The sequence below is a fragment of the Nosocomiicoccus sp. HMSC09A07 genome (genome assembly GCF_001808485.1).
GTDB lineage: Bacteria > Bacillota > Bacilli > Staphylococcales > Salinicoccaceae > Nosocomiicoccus > Nosocomiicoccus ampullae_A.
In genome coordinates this window covers 8,265-27,999 of the sequence record NZ_KV793644.1, presented here as the reverse complement: position 1 = coordinate 27,999, position 19,735 = coordinate 8,265, and the positions used below count along the sequence as shown (strand labels likewise).

Sequence of the window (19,735 nt, the reverse complement as noted above, 5' to 3'; positions counted from 1 at the left end):
GAATCCCGAGAATTTGTTAATTATCTCGATATATCTAACAGATTCGAAGAATTTTTGTAAATTAAAACACAGCACAGCACAAAAAATCGCCCGGAAACACGAATCTGTTCGTATTTTCGGGCGTCACACAAATTACACACCGCGGTAGATGAACTATCTCATCCCGCACTATTCGAGGCAAAACCGGATATTCTCCGGCATGGCAATTTTATTCTTCTAGAAGTGCTTCGAGCTCTTCTTTTTCGATCCAAACATCGTTGCGACAGAAGTTACATACTGCTTCTGCGCCACCGTCTTCTTCGATCATTTGTTTGATTTCGTCTTTTTCTAGTGATGCGATTGCGTTGATGAAACGCTCTTTACTACATGTACATTCGAATTCGACTGGCATTTCATCAAGCTTGCGCCATGAGTCGCCGAGTACTTCATCGACGATTTGTTCTGGTGTTAAATTGTCGTCGATCATTTGTGAAATTGGACGCATCTCGCTCGCGATTTTTTCTAGACATGTAATCGTCTCTTCGCTTGCTGCTGGTAGTACTTGAATGACGAGTCCACCTGCTGCTTTGACAGTGTTATCTGGATTAACGAGTACACCGAGTGCAACGATTGATGGGACTTGTTCTGAGTGATAGAAGTAATAAGAGAAGTCTTCACCGAGTTCTCCTGAAATAAGTTCAACTGAACCGACAAAGTTGTCTTTAAGTCCGATATCTTTTGCGACTCTTAAATACCCGTTCGTACCAACTGCACGACTCACGTCGAGTTTCCCTTGAGCGTTTAAGTCAAAGTGTACGTCTGGGTGTTGCACGTATCCACGTACGTGACCGTTCGCATCTGCGTCTGTCACGATTGCACCGATCGGTCCGCCACCTTCTACTGTGACTGTGACTTTATCTTTTCCTTTTAACATTGCACCTAATACTACAGTTGCTGTCATTGTACGACCTAACGCTGCAGCTGCTGTTGGGTATGCTTTATGACGATTTACAGCTTCATTTACTGTATCTGTTGTATCTAGTGAAAAAATTCTTACTTCATCGTTTAAACCTAATCCACGTATTAACTTATCTGCCATGTTTATTTCCTCCATAATAAAAGTCGCCTAACTCGAGGCGACTTTTCGTTATTTGTTATCTCTATCGTCTTGTACGTCACGTTGTTCGTTTGGACCTTTTGGATCCATGTCTTCTGTAACGTCTTCGTCTTCTGTCATTTCTGGACGAGAAACTTCTTCCTCGTTATCAGATACGTCTTCATGACGTTGTAACTTTTCTTTGATTTCTTCGTATGAATGACCAACTTTTTCATCATCTTCAGTATCTTCTTCTAGATGACTATCATCATACTTACGTTCAGGTAATTTTCCGTCGTGGAATAACCCTTCTATTTGTTCGCGGTCTAACGTCTCTTCGACGAGTAACGTTTCCGCAATTAATGTTAATTGTTCTTGATGCGTCGTTAAGATTTCGTGACATCTTTCGTACGCTTCTTTAACAATCTTTTGAACTTCTAAGTCAATTTCATAAGCAAATTTATCTGAGTAACTCTTCTCGTGACCCATTTCTTTACCTAAGAATACTTGACCGCCTGTTTCACCAAATTGGATTGGCCCAAGTTTTTCACTCATACCAAATTCCATTACCATTTTTCTAGCGAGACTTGTCGTTCTTTGGAAGTCGTTATGTGCACCTGTTGATGCTTCACCAAACGTAACTTCTTCTGCAACACGTCCACCGAGTAATCCAACGATTCGGTCTTGAAGCTCTGGTTTTGTCATAAAGTAGCGATCTTCTTTAGGAAGCATCACGGCATATCCGCCTGCTTGACCACGCGGAACAATCGTAACTTTGTGAACTGTTTCTGCTTCGTCTAACACCATACCGATTACTGTATGTCCAGCTTCGTGGAACGCAACGATACGACGTTCTTTTTCACTCATAACGCGAGATTTCTTAGCAGGACCTGCGATTACGCGGTCTGTCGCTTCGTCTACGTCTCGCATGTCAATCGTATTTTTACCCGCACGAGTCGCAACAAGTGCTGCTTCGTTTAGTAAGTTTTCTAAATCTGCACCTGAGAATCCAGGCGTACGTTGTGCGATTGCTTTTAAGTCGACTGTTTCGTCTAACGGCTTGTTACGTGAGTGTACTTTAAGTACAGCTTCACGGCCTTTTACGTCAGGTAATCCGACTTGAATTTGTCTATCAAAACGACCAGGACGTAATAATGCCGGGTCTAAAATATCTGCACGGTTTGTTGCAGCGATCATAATAATACCTTCGTTGCCTGCAAACCCGTCCATTTCTACGAGTAATTGGTTGAGTGTTTGTTCACGTTCATCGTGTCCACCACCGACACCTGCACCACGTTGACGACCGACAGCATCGATTTCGTCAATAAAGATAATACATGGTGAATTTTTCTTTGCTTGTTCGAATAAGTCACGTACACGTGACGCACCAACACCGACGAACATCTCTACGAAATCAGAACCTGAAATCGAGAAGAATGGAACGCCTGCTTCACCTGCTACTGCACGTGCAATTAATGTTTTACCTGTACCTGGAGGTCCGGTTAATAGTACCCCTTTCGGAATACGCGCACCCATTTTATCGAATTTGCGGTGATCTTTTAAGAAGTCCACAACCTCGATAAGTTCTGCTTTTTCTTCATCTGCTCCGGCAACATCTGTAAAGCGTGTTTTTGATTTCGTGTTATCAAATTGCTTCGCCTTACTTTTACCGAAGTTCATCATGCGGTTTCCACCGCCACCTTGTGCATTAGACATTAAGAATAAGAAGAAGAATAGAATCACAAGTAGCGGTATGAACGTAAATAACATTCCTGTCCACGGGCTTTGTTCTTTTGCTGGTTCAACGTTAAATTTAAGGTCGTTGTCTTTCTTAGCTGTTTCTAAAATTGAATCTAAATCTCCAGTTGCATTATAAGGAATCACTGTATGGAATGATTCATGATCTTCCTGATCTTTTAGTTTACCTTTAACAAGATACACATTATTTTCAGGCTGAATCGTCATTTTTTCTATATTTTGATTTTCTAAAGCTTCGATAAATGGTTTGTACTGCAGCTCTTTATCTGCTTGAGTGCCGCCATTTAAGCTTTGGAATATACCGAATAATATTACTGCTAGAATTGCTAAAAGCAATATATTACGGCCAGTATTTTTAGGCATCCGTAATCCTCCGTTTCTATTACACTAAAAGAAATATTAACAAAATTAACATATATTATCTACTGTTATGCATTAGTTATATAGTTCTGGTTTTAGTAAACCGATATATGGCAAGTTACGATAGTTTTCATTGAAATCTAGTCCGTAACCGACGACGAATCCTTCAGGAATTGTCGTACCGATATATTTAACGTCGACTTCTAGTTTACGTTCAGGTACTGGCTTATCTAAAAGCGTAACAACTTCAACACTCTCAGCTTTTCTAGAACGTAAAAAGTCGATGATATAGTTAAGAGTCGCACCTGTTTCGACGATATCTTCTACAATTACGACGTGACGCCCTTCAATTGACGTCGATAAGTCTTTCAGTATCTTTACTTCTCCTGTCGATTTTGTTCCGACGTAACTCGACACGTCCATAAAGTCCATTTCTAAGTGTGTATCGACGTACTTTACGAGGTCTCCCATAAACATGATCGAGCCTTTTAATAGCGCCACAAAAACCGGATTTTTACCATCGTAATCACGTGTTAACTCAGAAGCAAGTCGTTTCGTAATTTCTTTAATATCTTCTTCGCTAAAAAGTATTTCATCAATATCATTTCTAAGCGTCATAATATAACTCCTCAACATGTAAGTCTATTTTAAAATTGCTTAATAGTTCTATTATATTATAAATATTACCTACCGCAACAATTGTACCGGTGTCATCGACAATAATCGGCATCGTTTTTCGCTTTTCATGACTAATTTTTTTGTCGATAAAAAGCCGATTCACCTTTTTAGTACCGACGTTCGGTATCGCCACACGGTCACCTGGTTGAAACGTGCGAACGGTTAAGTTCGGCGAACCATCAACTGTAATTTTATAACCATTAAAATAGTACGTGCCAGCGTCATCAATCGTCATCTCTTCATCGAACATTCGGTCACTTATGACGTAGCAATCGTCATAACTACAGACGAAACTTTGTTCACCAACTGGCAATTCAAATTGACTCGTGTCACTCTGTAACAACCGAATCATTTCTTCACTATACGCTCTGCCGACGTTTAACCAGCGATTTAAGATATATACTTTTAATATGTGACTACACGCGTTAAACCTCTTTCGGCTAACAGGCTTATCTTTAAGAAAGCTTTCAGCCTCTTGTTTAAAATATTGCGTCATTTCGTTGTAATCTTCTTTAAATTGCGTCAAACTTTCTAAATGCAGCTCGTCATGCTGTTCGATATTTGGTAACACTTCGTGACGAATATAATTTCTCGTATAGTCGTTCGTGTCGTTTGTATGATCTTCAAAATATTCAAGACGATGTTCATGTGCATACTGTTCGATTTCTTGTAAACGAACACTCATCATCGGTCGAAGTACTTTACCGAACTGAGACGGAATACCAATGCCTTTTAAATGGCGACCGGTTAATAACTCAAACATAATCGTTTCAAAGTCATCATCTTTATGATGCGCCGTTAAACAGTAATCGATGTCGTATTCGTTTAACATGTCATAAAAGAACGCATATCGTAAGTCTCGCCCTTTTCGCTGTGAAAACTTGTCTAAATTTAATGTCGTCGATAAAAATACATATCCGTCACTATCCGCCATTTTTCGTAACGCTTGTTCTTCACCGATAGAGGCCTCTCGACTCCCGTGGTTAACGTGTAATATATATAACTCTCGATATGTATCTCTATAACGCGTTGTCAATAAATGATATAAAACCGTCGAGTCTATACCACCCGATAACGCTATGGCGATATTGTCTGACGGCGTCCAAGTGACGTTTAATTTGACCATTCACTTCACCCTATAAGGATAAAAAAGGCTAGAAAATTCCAGCCTTTTTACTTCTATTTATTAACGTCCGCCGCGACGTGCGTCCGCTTGTCTTTTAATTGAACTCATACGCTCTTCACTATCTTTTAAGAAGTTTGAGAGTTTCTTTTCAAAGTCTTCTGGAGACTGTGCTCTACGTTGCTTTTTTGGTTTCTCTGCTTGTTTAATAGATAAAGAAATCTTTCCATCATCACCAACAGATAATACTTTTACTTCGACTTCATCGTTTACTTTAAGGTGATCATTAATATCCTCAACGAATTTGTTTGCAACCTCACTAATGTGTACGAGACCACTCTTTCCATTCGGTAATTCAACAAATGCTCCGAACGGTTTAACTCCTGTGACTTTTCCGACGAGTTTTTCGCCAACTTCAACTGACATGAACTTAAATTTCCTCCTGAATAGTGTAGTAATGTTTATTTATCATAACATTAAATGCGACAATAATCACTTTTATTACTCTTTTGACTCTGAATCTTCGTTTTCATTTGTTTGTGTTTCTGTTTGAGTCGATTCTTTTTTAGATTCTGGTAACGAGAAAATCAGTTCTCCGCTACCAGACATAAAGAAATCTCCACGGGCAATACGACGAATATAATTTTCATCATTTAGTTGAATAATCTCTTGTTCAAGTTCTGCACGCTTCTCTTGTTTTTCTTCTAACACGAGTTCTGTTTCACGTACTTCGTCTTTTAACGCGCGATTCTCTACTTTTTGTTTGATGCCGCCAGATATGAATGCAAATATAAAGACAAACGCGAGCATCGACACAATAATCATACGACGGCGTCTCACTTTACGCTCACCTTTAAGCGACTCTTTTTTAGAGTCTAAATCGATTGTATATTTATTGAGCATTTTAATAATTTTGTTCGTCATTTGCATTCACATCCTTTTATACAAGTTTACACGATTTTTTATACAGTTACCATCCAGATTCGTCTTTATCGTCTTCTATTTTTTCATCGTGTAGCATTTTTGCCATTAATTCGGCTTCTTCTTTTTTAGCATGCTCTTTTAAATCGAGGATTTCGTACGTGACGATACGGTTTCCAAAACGAATTTTAAGTTCGTCACCGACGCTAACAGTCGTGCCTGCTTTTGCGACTTTACCGTTTACTTCGATACGTCCGTCGTCACTCATCGTCTTCGCAAGTGGACGACGTTTAATAATACGTGACACTTTTAAAAACTTATCGAGTCTCATGTTGTTCCTCCAATATTTCGCCTAACGATTTCCCTGAGTGAATCGTTTCCTTCATCCATTCAAGTACTGTCGTTGCGTATTCTTTTTCGTATTTTATACGTTCTGTTTTACCTTCTTTTTTCTTTTGAGCGTTCCATACTTCTGTTAACTCACTTTGATTGTTTACTTCAACGTCTCCAAAAACGTGCGGATGTCTATGAACGATTTTACGGTTTAGACTTTCTAATATATCGTGGAAATTAAAATAACCGTCTCGTTCAGCAATCGCTGCGTGTAAACCGACTTGAAGTAAAATATCTCCCAGTTCTTCGACGAGAAGATTATCGTCTTCTTTTTCAATAGCTTCAATCACTTCATACGACTCTTCGAGTAAAAATCGTTCGAGTGATTGATGTGTTTGAACTTTATCCCACGGACATCCATTTTCACCAACGAGCACTTGGTAAATTTCACGCATGTGGTAAATCGAACGGTTATCTAACGTTTCACTGTCCATTTTTTCGATAAACATCGTCATTAAATTCGAATTCGGTACGTCATAATCGATTTCTTCGAGTGGTTTTGTAATTAGTTTTTCTTCACGGCTGCCAGCTGCGACAATTAAAGTGACTGGCGTCTCTGGTTCGTAATAGTCGAGAAGCGTCAGTTTCACATCTGATACTGAAAACTGATCGTACACTTGTGTAATTAGTGTATGTTGACGGTGATTTAAATCGCGTTCAGTTAATGTCGAACCATCTAAAATTTGAAACCCTTCGTTTACACGAATATTTACCGCTTCAATACACACGTCGATAAAACTCTGTCCACCAATAACATCTACTTCCACACCAGCATCGTTATTTAGCAGTAATTCTGTCGTCGTTTCGTATAACAACGGTGACCCAGGGACTGCATAAATGATGTCTCTATCTTTTCCTTTTGATAGTAATGTGTCTACGATTTTTTCGTACGTCTCTTCGAACGTTTCACTTTCAACGTAATAATTGTCAAATGATTTATACGAAATATTTTCAGTATGCAGCAATTCGACAGCAGGATGATCGTTTGTACGTAAGTATACAAAGTCGCTTGTTTTTAATCTGTTATAAACACCAACTGTCATATGATCGACGTCACTACTTCCAAGACCGACAATCGTTATCATACCGCTTCCTCCTTTTTACTATTCAGCGAGCGTTTTAAAATATCGATAAATAGCTTAATGTCTTTCGATTTCACTTGAAACTGAATTTCGTTATTTTGTACTCGAATACGAAGTTCTCTTTTATAATCATTCGTGTCGATAAACAACCGTTCGCCGTCAATTTTTGCTGTTGCGTCTTTCGTTAAGTTTAAATAGAAGTATTGTTTATCTTCATATACTCTATACCCACCGAGTATTAGTGCATAAATCTTCACACGTACGAGGTCGATTAAATTCTCGACTTCTACTGGGTATTCTCCAAATCGGTCGATCATTTCATCTTCAATATCTCGTAACGCTTCAATACTACCCACTGCTCTTAAACGTTTATATAGGTCAATTTTCGATTGCTCATGTGAAATATAAGATGCTGGTAAATATGCATCGAGTTCGATTTCGACTGGTATGTTTACAGGTTCCTTTTCCTCAACAGATAAACCACGCTTTTCTAGCACAGCAGTCTCTAACATATCTGAATATAACTCGTATCCAACTGAATCGATGAATCCAGATTGGTGTTTACCGAGTAAGTTCCCGGCACCACGTATATTTAAGTCGCGCATCGCAATTTTAAACCCGCTTCCGAGTTCAGTGTATTCTTTAATTGCCGCAAGTCGTTTTTCAGCAACTTCTGTTAACACTTTGTTTGGTTGATAGAACAGATACGCGTAACTAATTCGGTTACTACGACCAACGCGACCTCTAATTTGATACAGTTGCGACAATCCGAAGCGATCTGAGTCTTCAATAATAAGAGTATTTGCGTTCGGCACGTCGACACCTGTTTCGATAATCGTCGTCGTCACGAGTATGTCGTACTCGTTATTGACGAACGCTTGCATCGTCTCTTCGATTTCTAACTCAGTCATTCTCGCGTGCATCACTCCAACACTCGCATCAGGCACGAGCGTTTCAATGTGAATTGCTTTTTCGTAAATCGTATCCGTACGATTATGAAGATAAAACACTTGTCCGCCTCTTGCGAGTTCACGGTTAATTGCTTCTTTGACGAAGTTCCCGTTATATTCTAAGACGTACGTTTGAACTGGGAAACGGTTTTGTGGAGGCGTCTCGATCACTGATAAGTCTCTAACACCCATTAAACTCATGTGTAGCGTTCTTGGAATCGGTGTAGCCGTTAAAGTTAATACGTCGACGTTTGTTTTTAGCTGCTTAATGCGCTCCTTATGTTTTACACCAAAGCGCTGCTCTTCGTCGACAATGAGAAGTCCAAGGTCTTTAAACTCTACCGTTTTACCGAGAATCGTATGTGTACCGATAACGATATCGACCGTTCCTTCTTTTAGACCTTTTTTAACTTCACGCATTTCTTTAGGCGTTCTAAAACGCGACATCATCTCCACGTTGACTGGGAAATCTTCAATACGTTCAATGAACGTTTCATAGTGCTGTGCGGCTAAAATCGTCGTCGGTACGAGCACCGCGACTTGTTTGCCGTCTTGAACTGCTTTAAATGCTGCACGAATTGCGACCTCTGTTTTACCATAACCAACGTCACCACATAGCAGTCGGTCCATTGGCTGCACTCTTTCCATATCTTGTTTAATTTCGTGAATAGATGCAAGTTGGTCTGGCGTCTCTTCATAAGGGAAACGTTCTTCAAATGACTGAACCATGTCATTATCTGGACTAAATTTAAACCCTTCAGTCGCTGCACGTTCTTGGTACAACTTAAGTAATTCGTCAGCAAGTTCATTTACGCTACTTTCAACTTTCGCTTTTGTTTTCTTCCACTCTGTACCTCCGAGCTTATGCATTTTTGGTGCACCGTCGTCACTAGAGACGTATTTTTGTACGAGGTCCATTTGATCGACAGGGATAAATAACTGGTCCGTCCCTTTATATTGAAGTTTCATATAGTCATTGTGTAGACCGCCAACTTCTAACGTTTCTATACCGAGATAACGCCCAACACCGTGATGTACGTGTACGATATAATCTCCGACGTTTAATTCTTGATAAGATTTAATTTTTTCAGCATTAGATAGCTTTTTCGTACGACGCGTCTTTTTTGACGTACGGTTATAGAGCTCTTTACTCGTTAAAACTGCAGCATGCATAAATGGCAGTATAAAACCTGCATCGAATTCTCCAATGGATAGTACAACACCATTTTCTACATCTTCAGGAAGTTCTTTTATGAAACTATCGATATTTAAATCTTCGAGTAACTGGCGCGTCTTTTTTAGTTCTTCTTCGTCACGTAAAACGATGTTTACTAAAAAGCCATCACGTACCATCTGATTAATGTTGGATGCGAGTATATCGTATTGTCCGTAATAAATTTCAGTCGGTTTCACAGAGATTTTAACGATGTCTTGTACGTTCACAGGTAGCGCACTTAAAAATAGTGTAAAATAAATCGCATCTCTTTTATACAGACGCTCGAGTTGATGCTCTAAATAATTTCCACCTTCACTGAGCATCTTACCTGCTTCTTGAAGGCTTTCGTAATAATTATGCATCGCACGGACTTCACGTTCAAAACTTGCTTCTATCGTTTTGACTTCATCGATTAATATAATCGCATCTTCACTAATATAGTCTAAAATCGATACTTCATCGTCATAAAGTAAATGACTAAATTGGCTTAAATGACTCATCGTATAGTCTTTATTAGTCAACTTCTCGAAGTACGTATCGAGTGATTCATGTGCACCTTTGTCGATTGTTTCTTTCGTTTTATCGTACAGCTTTGTAATATGCTCAATCAGCGCGTCGCGTTCATCTTCTTCTAACACATATTCTGAAAATGGTTCGAGCGTGACAGATTCTAGATTATGTGTAGAACGCTTTGTTTCTTCGTCAATGGCGCGTATTGAGTCGACCTCTGTGTCGAATAATTCGATACGTACGAGCCCACTCGACATATACACGTCAAAAATATCTCCACGTACTGCGAATTCACCGAAGTTTTGGACCTCTTCACGTCTCACGTATCCAACGTCAGATAAGTAACGAATAAACGCACCATAATCGATATCACTACCGAGCTCTAATTTCTTTTTGTATGTCGATAGTTTTTCAGGCACCATTAACGGCTTCATAAGTCCTTCTGTCGGCACGATAAATAACCCTTTCTCTCTTTCAAGAAGGGCATATAACGTTCGCATGCGCTCTTTTTTAAATTCTGGGCTTTGGTCTGCCATCGTTTCAATCATAATGTCGCCAACAGGAAATGTATACACGTCTTCTGTATACGCCATTAGTTGGCTTTGTAGTTTCTCCATTTTATGATTGTTTTCAACAAATAACACGACGGGTGAATCGTTCGCTTCGACGACCTCGTGAAATAACGGCCCTTTAAACTCATCTGTAATACCCGTAACGAGTAGTGATTGATCGGGCGTATAGTCTAAAACCTCTCTCACGCGAGAGTCTTGTCTGATTCTCTCTTTAACTCTGTTATGCATTGATATCACCGTTATAACGGTTCATAACATCTATAAAGTCGTGATTGATTGCCATTTCACACGCATCTGTCGTGACGTCTAACACTTTTTCGAGTGTGACCATGTCTTCTTTTGTGAATTTTGATAACACCCAGTTCACGATTGGCATTGGACCATCTGGACGACCAATTCCAATACGAATACGCTTATATTTTTCAGTTTTGAAGTGTTGGTTTAACGAACGAATCCCGTTATGCCCGCCCGCACTACCTTTTTGACGCAGTCTCAGCTTCCCGAGTCCAAGATCCATATCGTCATATAATATATAAACGTCGTCGAGTTCAATATTGAAATAATCGATTAACGGGCGAACGCCTTCCCCAGATAAGTTCATAAATGTTTGAGGTTTAACGAGCATTACCTTTTCGCCGTTCACTAAACCTGTACCAAATTCACATTTAAACTTATTTTCATCTAAATCGATATTTAAACTATCACTTAATTTATCAATCGCCATAAATCCAACGTTATGACGTGTATTGTCATATTTAGGTCCTGGGTTCCCAAGTCCAACAAAGCACTTCATAATCTTTCCTCCATATTAAAAAAGGCGATGGTTCCCCACCGCCCTAGCAATAATTATATTACTCTTCGTCTTCAGATGATTCTTCTGCAGGTGCTTCTTCAGCAGCTTCTTCTGAATCTTCTGCGTCTTCTTCAACTTCTTCTTGTGGTACAGATACCATTGCAAGAGTAGTGTCATCTTCGTTTTCAATCGTGAATGAGAACTTATCACGGATATCTCCGACAGTAATTGAATCACCAATTTCAAGTGCTTCAACATTTACTTCAAGCTCTTCAGGGATGTCCGCTGGACGAGCTGTAACTTCAACAACGAAGTTTGGTTGTTCAACAACTCCGCCTTCTTTTTCACCAGCAGCTTCACCAACAGTAACAACACTTACTTCTACTGTTCTTTCTTCATCCATGTTGATTGCGATGAAGTCGATGTGGTCCACTCTATTTTTTAATGATTCGAATTGATATTCGTTCACCATTGCTTGAACTGTTTTACCGTCAAGTTCAAGATCGATTACACCGTTACGTCCGATTTTACGAATTAATTTAATAAATTCTACTTCGTCGACAGTAACTGATGTGTTTTCTACATTATAACCGTAAAGTACCGCAGGTACTTTGCCAGCTGCACGTAATTCATTGAGTTCACCTTTTGTTAAACTCTCTCTTGAATTCGCAACTAGTTTTGCCATTATATTTTCCACCTTTCATAAACTAGCAGTCATTTTACCACTTTAACAAATAGCCATACGTAATAATACCATATAATAGGATATATTGTAAAAGTATTTTAACAATATTTAACTTTAGTCAAATAAGCGACTGACTGAACGCTCTTCGTGAATACGAGTAATTGCTTCAGCAAGTAACTCTCCAACTGAAAGTTGCTTAATTTTATCGATTTGTTTTTCTTCAGGTAATTTAATTGAGTTTGTTACGATTACCTCTTTAATTTGTGACTCTTGTAAGTTTTCGATTGCTTTACCAGATAATACTGGGTGTGAACAACATACGTACACTTCAGTCGCACCCTCTTCGATTAACTTATCTGCTGCAAGTTTAATCGTACCACCTGTGTCGATAATGTCATCGATAACGATTGCTGTTTTACCTTTAATGTCACCGACGATACTCATTACTTCTGCAACGTTCGCACGTGGACGACGTTTATCGATGATCGCAATTGGTGAACCGAGTCTTTCAGCCATACGGCGTGCACGTGTCACCCCACCGTGGTCCGGTGATACGATAACCACTTCTTCTTCATAGTTTAAGTCGTGTTTTTCATCTTCAAAGTATTTCGTGATTAATGGAACACTCGTTAAGTGGTCGATTGGAATATCGAAGAACCCTTGAATTTGTGCAGCGTGTAAGTCGATAGACACAACGCGGTCTGCACCTGCTGTTTCAAGTAAGTTCGCAACGAGTTTCGCTGTAATTGGTTCACGTGGACGAGATTTTCTATCTTGACGCGCGTAACCATAGTACGGAATAACTAAGTTGATGCGGCGTGCTGATGCACGTCTTAACGCATCTATCATAATTAATAACTCCATTAAGTGTGCGTTTACTGGCTCTGACGTTGGTTGTACGACAAAGATATCTTTACCACGTACACTTTCTAACACGTCTACTTGCACTTCTTGGTCTGAGAAGCGATTCACTTTACACTTCCCTAACTCTACACCTAGATGGTCTGCGATTTCTTGAGCAAGTGGTTCGTTTGCAGATAAAGTAAATACTTTCATGTCATCTTTAATGTTTTGCTGATTTCCCATAATATCCTCCAGCGGTTATTTTTTATAATAATTTTCTTTAGTCGTTTGACGTTCACGTGCGATTGCTAAACTATCTGATGGTACATCGTCTACTACAGTACTTCCCGCAGCGATAACCGAGCGGTCTCCAATCATAATTGGTGCCATCATATTCGAGTTACACCCGACAAATGCATCGTCTCCAATGATCGTTTTGTGCTTATTTACACCATCGTAATTCACTGTAATTGTTCCACAACCAATGTTCGTTCGTTTTCCGACCTCTGCATCTCCAATATAACTTAAATGCGACACTTTTGCACCATCATCAAGGAAAGATTTTTTAGTTTCTACAAAGTTTCCAATTTTTACAGACTTTCCGATTTTTGTTCCTGGTCGAACTTGTGCAAATGGTCCAACTGACGTACCGTCACCAATTTCGGAATCCGTAATGACAGAGTGTCTAATTACAACGTCGTTACCGATTCTTGCGTTCGTGATTTCACTATCGCCTCGAATGACACAATTTTCACCGATGACCGTTTCACCTTCGATAACTGCTCCAGGATAAATGACAGTATCTCTACCGATTTCTACCGTACTATCGATGTACGTATTTTCAGGATTAATAATCGTAACTCCATGATCCATTAATCGGTCTAATATAACGGTTTGATATAAATAACGGGCATTTGCGAGCTCTTTTCTCGTTTCTACTGTAAATATGCCAAAGTCTGCTTCAACAGCTCCGATTGATTTCGCCATGTTTTCAATCGTATCTAATTTTAAAGTGTTTAACTCGTCTTTTTCGACGAGTAACAACTGTCCATCGACGACGTAAATATTATCGATATCTTCTTCGTATAAGCTTTTATACATTTCGTCAAAAATGAGTGGCGAACGGCTATCTACAAATACTGTGTCCTTGTCCTCTAGCTGACTTGTATCTGTCAGAACTTTGTATGAGTCGAACGACTCATCTAATCCTTCTTTTGACGTTAAATAAATATCATTTACACCAGAAAGTTTTAACTGGTTAATGATATGCTGTAATAGTGTTGTCCCACATAACGTATGTAATGCGGTATGTGTGTTTGATTTCATCTGAGATGTATCGACATCTGTTAAAATCACTGCTTGCTTATGCATAATACAATATGCCTCCAAATCGTTTCTTCTACAACTATTTTACAGTATTTCCTAGGAAATTTAAAAAGATAAAAAGCTAGGACAGCGTATATGCCCTAGCTTTCCATACGATTATTCTTCGTCTGATTCAACCGCTTCAGTTTCTTCTTCATCTTCCGTTGACTCTTCAGGTACGTCTTCAGTTTCATCGTAGACGCGCATCACTTCTTCTTGTACGTGCTGTCTCATTTCTGAGTTGATTGGGTGAGCGATATCTCTGAACTCTCCATCTGCTGTACGTTTACTTGGCATTGCAACAAATAATCCATTGTTACCTTCAATAACTCTTAAATCATGCACAACAAACGCGTCATCAAACGTAATTGACGCTAATGCTTTCATTCTCGTATCTTGATTATTCACTTTACGTAATCTTACATCAGTAATTTTCATATTGTGTGAATCCTCCTGTAGTCAATAATACGGACATGTGTTTATATTATTTAAAAGAAGCCACAAGTTCGATTTCTACTTTTACATCTTTTGGTAAACGGCTCACTTCAACACATGATCTCGCTGGTAGTTTACCCGTAAAGTATTGTCCGTAAACTTCGTTTACGACATCGAAGTCATTCATATCTGAAATAAAGATTAAAGTTTTCACGACGTTCTCATATCCAAGTCCAACTTCTTTAAGTATCGCGCCGAGATTTTCTAATACTTGTGTCGTTTGTTCTCTCACGTCATCAGACACAATTTCACCGTTTAAATTTAATGGAATTTGACCAGAAGTGAAAAGTAAATCTCCAGCTTTCATTGCGTGACAATAAGGCCCGATTGCTTTTGGTACGTTTTTCGTATTAATCATTTTAGTATTCATAAATAAACACATTCCTTCCTATAGTTTATTATTATCTTTTTCTAAAATATTCTAAACAATTTCCTTCTTCGACGACAAATGTTTCATTATATTCATCGATTTTTGATACTTTAACAATTGACGTATAGTCTTTATATCTACGGTTTCCAGGTGTATCTTTTGACTCGACGAGTACACTGACACCGACGACTGTCGCTTTAAATTCTTCCATCAACGTAATGACACCATTAATCGAACCGCCTGCACGTAAAAAGTCATCGATAACGAGTACACGGCTACCTTCTTCTAGCGTACGCTTTGCTAAAATCATCGTTTCTATTTTACGCGTTGACCCTGAAACGTAATTGACAGATACCGTCGATCCTTCCGTAATTTTATTGTCTTTACGAATGACTGCGACGGGCACATTTAATTTACTCGCAACTGCATGCGCCATCGGAATCCCTTTTGTTGCGATTGTAACAATCGCATCGATTTTTTTATCGTCATACATCGTAGCAATAAGGTCTCCGAATTGCGCCATGAGAGATGAATTGCCAACAATATCAGATAAGTATAAATATCCACCCGGTAAGATACGTTTTGTTTCAGAAATCTCTTGTTTAAATTGGTCGACGATTTTCGTGGCTTTCTCATAACTAATATGTGGGATAAAAGTCACCCCACCTTGTGCGCCGTGCGTCGTCTCGATTCTACCGATAGATTCCTCTTCGAACACTGCTTTTATAATTCGAAGGTCTTCACTGATCGATGATTTTGCTTGTGAAAATTTGTTAACAAATACAGATAACGGGATACGTTCGTTTGGTCGTCTCGATAAATACTCCGTGATAAAAACGATGCGCTCACTCCGTTTAAACTTCATTTGCTTCTCCTCACTTATGTTGAATTAGCCGATAAGTCGTACTTTATATACTTCGTCACAAATACCTTTAATTGCGTTATATAACTGTGTCGCTTGATGTTCTTTTTTACAAATACCATAAACCGTTGGTCCGCTTCCGCTCATGAGTACCCCGTCTGCTTTACTTCTTCTGAAGCACTCGAGTAAATTATCGACTTTTTTATAACGCGTTCGAGTAATTGGTTCAAGGTCATTAGACAACGCGTCAATCACGTCATAATAACTTCCGTTATTTAACGCTTCGACCATGCGTTTTGTCCCTCGGTTTGATTTTTCGCCTTTTAACGCGCCATATATACGTTTTGTTGACACGCTAATATTCGGTTTGGCAAGCACAATCCACGCATGTCCTGCGCGTTTTAATGGTGTCGTAATTTCTCCACGCCCTGTTGCGAGTCTCGTGCCTCCATATACACAAAACGGAATGTCTGACCCGATTTCTGCACTGCGTCTAGCAAGTTCGTCAATATCGATATTTAAATCGTATAGTGTATTTATTCCTCTAAAAGTTGCAGCGGCATCTGCGCTACCTCCACCAAGTCCCGCAGCTACTGGAATCGATTTGTCGATATGAATATCCACGCCTTTAGCACCGTACTCTTGCATAATAAGTGCAGCTTGGTAGACGAGATTTTTCTTATCGAGTGGTAAAAACCCGTGATTTGAGGACAGCACGATACGGTTATCTTCGCGTTTTTTGAACGTTAAATAGTCGTTTAAATCAATTGTCGTCATCACCATTTCAACTTCATGATAGCCGTCATCTCTTTTATGAAGTACATCAAGCGTTAAATTAATCTTTGCTGGTGCTGTTTCAATATGCATATCATCCGCCCTCTACCTATTAGTAAATTACTTATTATGATACTAATTTTTTCATATTATCTAAAGAGAAAACTATCCTCTCATCATAAAAAAAAAACGGATTAGAGAGTTCTAATCCGTATATATATAATATTTTAGTTATGGCACACTAAAAGATATTATCTGTTCATACCGTCAGAAAGTACTTTTAAGTTATATCTTAAATATTCGATATACGTACTTGCTTCACTGTCTCGGTTACCAATTTCGTCACTGTACAGTGGCTTTTCGTAAATTGGTACTCCTGACTCTTTAGACACAGCTTCCATCGGACGTCTATCGACGTTTGATTCTACAAATAAGACCGACGGATTATGTTGTTTTACAAACTCTGTCGCGTCTTTAATTTGTTGTGGTGACCCGTTATCTTCTGTGTCAATTGCCCAAATATAACCTTCTTGAATATCATATTGTTCTGTTAAATATTGAAATGCAAACTCACTTGCGACTAAAATGCGTTTTTCATCTGGAATATTTTCAAACGTTTCGCGATATTCCGCTTCAATGTCTTTTAACTCAGAGATATATTCTTCTGCACGCTTTTTGTAGTAGTCGCTATTATCTGCATCAATTTCAATTAATGCTTGTTCGACCGCTTCAGCCATTTTAATGCCGACATTTGGATCGATAAACGAGTGTGGGTTGATTTCTTCATCTTTTGTGCCTGATGCGAGATACATTGGTTCGACTTCTTCAGTCGCACGGAACACTTTATTTTCGTCATAATTAATTGACGAAATGAGCTTATCTAGCCATCCACCGTTTTCTCCTTCTAAGTTTAAGCCGTTATAGAATAATGCATCACTTTTTGTTAAAAACTGAATGTCTTCTGGCTTTGGATCGTATTCATGTGGGTCTGTTCCTAGTGGCACTAAGTTATGAACTTCCACATGATCTCCACCAATCGCTTCAACGATATCCGTCATAATAGAAAACGTCGATGTGATTTTTAGTTTGTCATTTTGCTCTTCATCTGCACTGTCAGATGAACAACCCGTTAAAATAAGTAGCGCAATTAAAACGCCAGAAATCCTTTTAATTAAATCCATTTCCATAGAACTCCCTTCTTAGGTGCAAAAATAAATGCAATTAAAAAAAATGCTGTAGCTACAAGTACAATCGTCGGACCACTCGATAGATTTAGCTTAAAGCTAAACATCAGTCCGATGATGGCAGAAATTCCGCCGAGACTTGCTGCAATTACGATCATTAGAGACATACGTTTTGTGAGTAGATATGCTGTCGCCGCTGGCGTAATGAGTAAACTCACGACTAAAATAACTCCTACTGTCTGTAACGATACAACAGTTACAAGTGTGAGTAGTACCATTAATCCGTAGTGAATAGTTTTCACTGGCATCCCGCTTGCTACTGCCATCGTCGGGTCAAACGTCGTAATTAAAAATTCTTTATAGAATAGGATAACAACGAGGATAACGACAGCTGCAACAATCATCGTTAACGTACGATCTATGTCGCGTACCGTTAGAACGTTACCAAATAGTATTTCGGTTAAATCCATCGCTGTATTTGCTTTTGCAATTAACAACACACCTATCGCAAAGAACGTCGAGAACACGATCCCGATGGCCGAATCATTTTTAATATTACTGTTCTGATTAATAAACCCGATACCAATCGCTGCTACTAATCCAACGATTACCGCACCAACGAAAAAGTTAATACCAAGCATAAATGAAATCGCAACTCCTGGTAATACTGCGTGTGAAATCGCGTCACCCATTAAAGCGAGCCCGCGCATGACGATAAAACTCCCTATTACTCCACACACAATCCCTACAACCGCACCAGTTAAGAGCGCTTTTTGAAAAAATTCGTATGCGAGGATATCGTGAAAAATATTCATAACCATCATGCTTCACCTGCTTTCACGATAATATTGTCACCATATGCTTCTTTTAAATTCTTCTCAGTGAATACTTTTTCTACTGAACCGTAATCTTTAACACCGAAGTGGACTAAAATAAGTTCATCAAAATAATCGTGCACTTTACTTAAATCATGGTGCACAATTAATATCGTAATTCCTTCTTCAGCCATTTCTTTTAAGACTTTGATGATCACTTTTTCACTCTGTACATCAATCCCAACGAACGGCTCATCTAAAAAGACGAGATCGCTATGCTGTGCAAGTGTACGTGCAATTAAGACTCGTTGGAACTGTCCGCCAGACAGTTCACCAATTTGTCGGTCTTTAAAATCTTCCATACCAACTTTTTTCAAACTTTCTAACGTGCGCTCTTTTTCTTTTTTACCAGGTCTTTTAAGTACGCCTAGGTTCGGATACGTTCCCATAAGCACGCAGTCAAAAACCGTCACTGGAAACGTCATATCAATATCGACACGCTGCGGCACGTACGATATACGTTTCGCGTGATTTTTCATCGATTCGCCATTAAAAGTCACCGTACCAGTGTTCGGCACAAGATTTAACATCCCTTTAATAAGCGAAGACTTACCCGCCCCATTCGAGCCGATAATCCCATATATATTACCTGTCTCCAGTTCAAATGACGCATCTTTAATCGCATGAATATGCTTGTCGTATACGACATTTAAATTCTCTACCTTTAACATGTAAACCTCCTTATAATAACCTATTTTTAGGATACCTTATGTTTATTTTTTAGTCAAGCCTAAACTTTGGTGGAGAGGTGTGTGGTTTGGGTATTTATTTGTACTTATTCGACTCTTTTTGAAGATAAAGCACTGGCTGGGGGCGTTTTTCATCACTCTTATTTACAAATTTGTGCCTTG

Annotated in this window: 20 protein-coding genes; all 20 read right to left on the bottom strand. The window is 39.0% G+C overall.

The genetic code is table 11. From position 1 onward, the window contains the following. Positions 1-208 precede the first annotated feature (208 nt). Positions 209-1,078 (bottom strand): Hsp33 family molecular chaperone HslO, encoded by an 870-nt coding sequence (hslO, locus tag HMPREF3177_RS07510; RefSeq protein WP_070458349.1) that lies wholly within the window; start codon positions 1,076-1,078, stop codon positions 209-211. 48 nt (positions 1,079-1,126) lie between these two features. Further along, positions 1,127-3,196: an ATP-dependent zinc metalloprotease FtsH gene (gene ftsH / locus HMPREF3177_RS07505; protein WP_070458346.1), complete on the bottom strand. Its 2,070-nt coding sequence runs from the start codon at positions 3,194-3,196 to the stop codon at positions 1,127-1,129. 72 nt (positions 3,197-3,268) lie between these two features. Next, the gene (gene hpt, locus HMPREF3177_RS07500; RefSeq protein WP_068128627.1) at positions 3,269-3,811 is read right to left on the bottom strand and encodes a hypoxanthine phosphoribosyltransferase; all 543 of its coding nucleotides are present in this window, start codon (positions 3,809-3,811) and stop codon (positions 3,269-3,271) included. Further along, on the bottom strand, positions 3,801-4,997 hold the full coding sequence (gene tilS / locus HMPREF3177_RS07495) for a tRNA lysidine(34) synthetase TilS (RefSeq protein ID WP_070458343.1): 1,197 nt from the start codon (positions 4,995-4,997) through the stop codon (positions 3,801-3,803). The genes hpt and tilS overlap by 11 nt, the downstream gene beginning before the upstream one ends. A gap of 60 nt (positions 4,998-5,057) precedes the next feature. Then, the gene (locus HMPREF3177_RS07490) at positions 5,058-5,420 is read right to left on the bottom strand and encodes a S1 RNA-binding domain-containing protein (RefSeq protein WP_040928192.1); all 363 of its coding nucleotides are present in this window, start codon (positions 5,418-5,420) and stop codon (positions 5,058-5,060) included. Between the two features lie 75 nt (positions 5,421-5,495). Beyond that, positions 5,496-5,918 (bottom strand): FtsB family cell division protein, encoded by a 423-nt coding sequence (locus HMPREF3177_RS07485; RefSeq protein ID WP_068128629.1) that lies wholly within the window; start codon positions 5,916-5,918, stop codon positions 5,496-5,498. 46 nt (positions 5,919-5,964) lie between these two features. Continuing rightward, positions 5,965-6,246, bottom strand: a complete 282-nt coding sequence (locus tag HMPREF3177_RS07480) for an RNA-binding S4 domain-containing protein (protein ID WP_040928190.1) — start codon at positions 6,244-6,246, stop codon at positions 5,965-5,967. After that, the gene (locus HMPREF3177_RS07475; protein ID WP_070458340.1) at positions 6,233-7,393 is read right to left on the bottom strand and encodes a MazG nucleotide pyrophosphohydrolase domain-containing protein; all 1,161 of its coding nucleotides are present in this window, start codon (positions 7,391-7,393) and stop codon (positions 6,233-6,235) included. The genes HMPREF3177_RS07480 and HMPREF3177_RS07475 overlap by 14 nt, the downstream gene beginning before the upstream one ends. Beyond that, complete coding sequence (gene mfd, locus HMPREF3177_RS07470; protein ID WP_070458337.1) at positions 7,390-10,866, bottom strand: transcription-repair coupling factor; 3,477 nt, start codon at positions 10,864-10,866, stop codon at positions 7,390-7,392. Before mfd ends, HMPREF3177_RS07475 begins: the two co-directional genes overlap by 4 nt. Beyond that, entirely contained in the window at positions 10,859-11,431 is a 573-nt protein-coding gene (gene pth, locus HMPREF3177_RS07465; RefSeq protein ID WP_068128637.1) for an aminoacyl-tRNA hydrolase, read from the bottom strand. Before pth ends, mfd begins: the two co-directional genes overlap by 8 nt. Before the next feature lie 58 nt (positions 11,432-11,489). Beyond that, positions 11,490-12,116, bottom strand: a complete 627-nt coding sequence (locus HMPREF3177_RS07460) for a 50S ribosomal protein L25/general stress protein Ctc (RefSeq protein ID WP_070458335.1) — start codon at positions 12,114-12,116, stop codon at positions 11,490-11,492. A 114-nt stretch (positions 12,117-12,230) separates the two neighbouring features. Next, on the bottom strand, positions 12,231-13,202 hold the full coding sequence (locus HMPREF3177_RS07455) for a ribose-phosphate diphosphokinase (RefSeq protein ID WP_068128640.1): 972 nt from the start codon (positions 13,200-13,202) through the stop codon (positions 12,231-12,233). A 15-nt stretch (positions 13,203-13,217) separates the two neighbouring features. Continuing rightward, positions 13,218-14,330, bottom strand: coding sequence for a DapH/DapD/GlmU-related protein (locus tag HMPREF3177_RS07450; RefSeq protein WP_070458333.1), 1,113 nt, complete (start codon positions 14,328-14,330; stop codon positions 13,218-13,220). Positions 14,331-14,441: 111 nt separating this feature from the next. Further along, positions 14,442-14,762, bottom strand: coding sequence for a septation regulator SpoVG (gene spoVG / locus HMPREF3177_RS07445; RefSeq protein WP_040928183.1), 321 nt, complete (start codon positions 14,760-14,762; stop codon positions 14,442-14,444). A gap of 46 nt (positions 14,763-14,808) precedes the next feature. Then, a complete protein-coding gene (locus HMPREF3177_RS07440) occupies positions 14,809-15,177 on the bottom strand; it encodes a RidA family protein (RefSeq protein WP_238316000.1) in 369 nt (122 codons plus the stop codon). Between the two features lie 43 nt (positions 15,178-15,220). Continuing rightward, complete coding sequence (gene purR / locus HMPREF3177_RS07435) at positions 15,221-16,054, bottom strand: pur operon repressor (protein WP_068128644.1); 834 nt, start codon at positions 16,052-16,054, stop codon at positions 15,221-15,223. A gap of 24 nt (positions 16,055-16,078) precedes the next feature. Then, positions 16,079-16,918: a 4-(cytidine 5'-diphospho)-2-C-methyl-D-erythritol kinase gene (gene ispE, locus HMPREF3177_RS07430; RefSeq protein WP_070458327.1), complete on the bottom strand. Its 840-nt coding sequence runs from the start codon at positions 16,916-16,918 to the stop codon at positions 16,079-16,081. Between the two features lie 158 nt (positions 16,919-17,076). Next, on the bottom strand, positions 17,077-18,006 hold the full coding sequence (locus HMPREF3177_RS07425) for a metal ABC transporter substrate-binding protein (RefSeq protein WP_070458428.1): 930 nt from the start codon (positions 18,004-18,006) through the stop codon (positions 17,077-17,079). Further along, entirely contained in the window at positions 17,997-18,824 is an 828-nt protein-coding gene (locus tag HMPREF3177_RS07420; protein WP_070458424.1) for a metal ABC transporter permease, read from the bottom strand. The genes HMPREF3177_RS07425 and HMPREF3177_RS07420 overlap by 10 nt, the downstream gene beginning before the upstream one ends. Before the next feature lie 5 nt (positions 18,825-18,829). Then, positions 18,830-19,555: a metal ABC transporter ATP-binding protein gene (locus HMPREF3177_RS07415; RefSeq protein ID WP_040928178.1), complete on the bottom strand. Its 726-nt coding sequence runs from the start codon at positions 19,553-19,555 to the stop codon at positions 18,830-18,832. Positions 19,556-19,735: the final 180 nt, after the last annotated feature.

Excerpts from the sequence above, each read along its gene's own strand:
- hslO (WP_070458349.1), bottom strand. The coding sequence starts at position 1,078 with ATGGCAGATAAGTTAATACGTGGATTAGGTTTAAACGATGAAGTAAGA.
- ftsH (WP_070458346.1), bottom strand. The coding sequence starts at position 3,196 with ATGCCTAAAAATACTGGCCGTAATATATTGCTTTTAGCAATTCTAGCA.
- hpt (WP_068128627.1), bottom strand. The coding sequence starts at position 3,811 with ATGACGCTTAGAAATGATATTGATGAAATACTTTTTAGCGAAGAAGAT.
- tilS (WP_070458343.1), bottom strand. The coding sequence starts at position 4,997 with ATGGTCAAATTAAACGTCACTTGGACGCCGTCAGACAATATCGCCATA.
- HMPREF3177_RS07490 (WP_040928192.1), bottom strand. The coding sequence starts at position 5,420 with ATGTCAGTTGAAGTTGGCGAAAAACTCGTCGGAAAAGTCACAGGAGTT.
- HMPREF3177_RS07485 (WP_068128629.1), bottom strand. The coding sequence starts at position 5,918 with ATGACGAACAAAATTATTAAAATGCTCAATAAATATACAATCGATTTA.
- HMPREF3177_RS07480 (WP_040928190.1), bottom strand. The coding sequence starts at position 6,246 with ATGAGACTCGATAAGTTTTTAAAAGTGTCACGTATTATTAAACGTCGT.
- HMPREF3177_RS07475 (WP_070458340.1), bottom strand. The coding sequence starts at position 7,393 with ATGATAACGATTGTCGGTCTTGGAAGTAGTGACGTCGATCATATGACA.
- mfd (WP_070458337.1), bottom strand. The coding sequence starts at position 10,866 with ATGCATAACAGAGTTAAAGAGAGAATCAGACAAGACTCTCGCGTGAGA.
- pth (WP_068128637.1), bottom strand. The coding sequence starts at position 11,431 with ATGAAGTGCTTTGTTGGACTTGGGAACCCAGGACCTAAATATGACAAT.
- HMPREF3177_RS07460 (WP_070458335.1), bottom strand. The coding sequence starts at position 12,116 with ATGGCAAAACTAGTTGCGAATTCAAGAGAGAGTTTAACAAAAGGTGAA.
- HMPREF3177_RS07455 (WP_068128640.1), bottom strand. The coding sequence starts at position 13,202 with ATGGGAAATCAGCAAAACATTAAAGATGACATGAAAGTATTTACTTTA.
- HMPREF3177_RS07450 (WP_070458333.1), bottom strand. The coding sequence starts at position 14,330 with ATGCATAAGCAAGCAGTGATTTTAACAGATGTCGATACATCTCAGATG.
- spoVG (WP_040928183.1), bottom strand. The coding sequence starts at position 14,762 with ATGAAAATTACTGATGTAAGATTACGTAAAGTGAATAATCAAGATACG.
- HMPREF3177_RS07440 (WP_238316000.1), bottom strand. The coding sequence starts at position 15,177 with ATGATTAATACGAAAAACGTACCAAAAGCAATCGGGCCTTATTGTCAC.
- purR (WP_068128644.1), bottom strand. The coding sequence starts at position 16,054 with ATGAAGTTTAAACGGAGTGAGCGCATCGTTTTTATCACGGAGTATTTA.
- ispE (WP_070458327.1), bottom strand. The coding sequence starts at position 16,918 with ATGCATATTGAAACAGCACCAGCAAAGATTAATTTAACGCTTGATGTA.
- HMPREF3177_RS07425 (WP_070458428.1), bottom strand. The coding sequence starts at position 18,006 with ATGGATTTAATTAAAAGGATTTCTGGCGTTTTAATTGCGCTACTTATT.
- HMPREF3177_RS07420 (WP_070458424.1), bottom strand. The coding sequence starts at position 18,824 with ATGAATATTTTTCACGATATCCTCGCATACGAATTTTTTCAAAAAGCG.
- HMPREF3177_RS07415 (WP_040928178.1), bottom strand. The coding sequence starts at position 19,555 with ATGTTAAAGGTAGAGAATTTAAATGTCGTATACGACAAGCATATTCAT.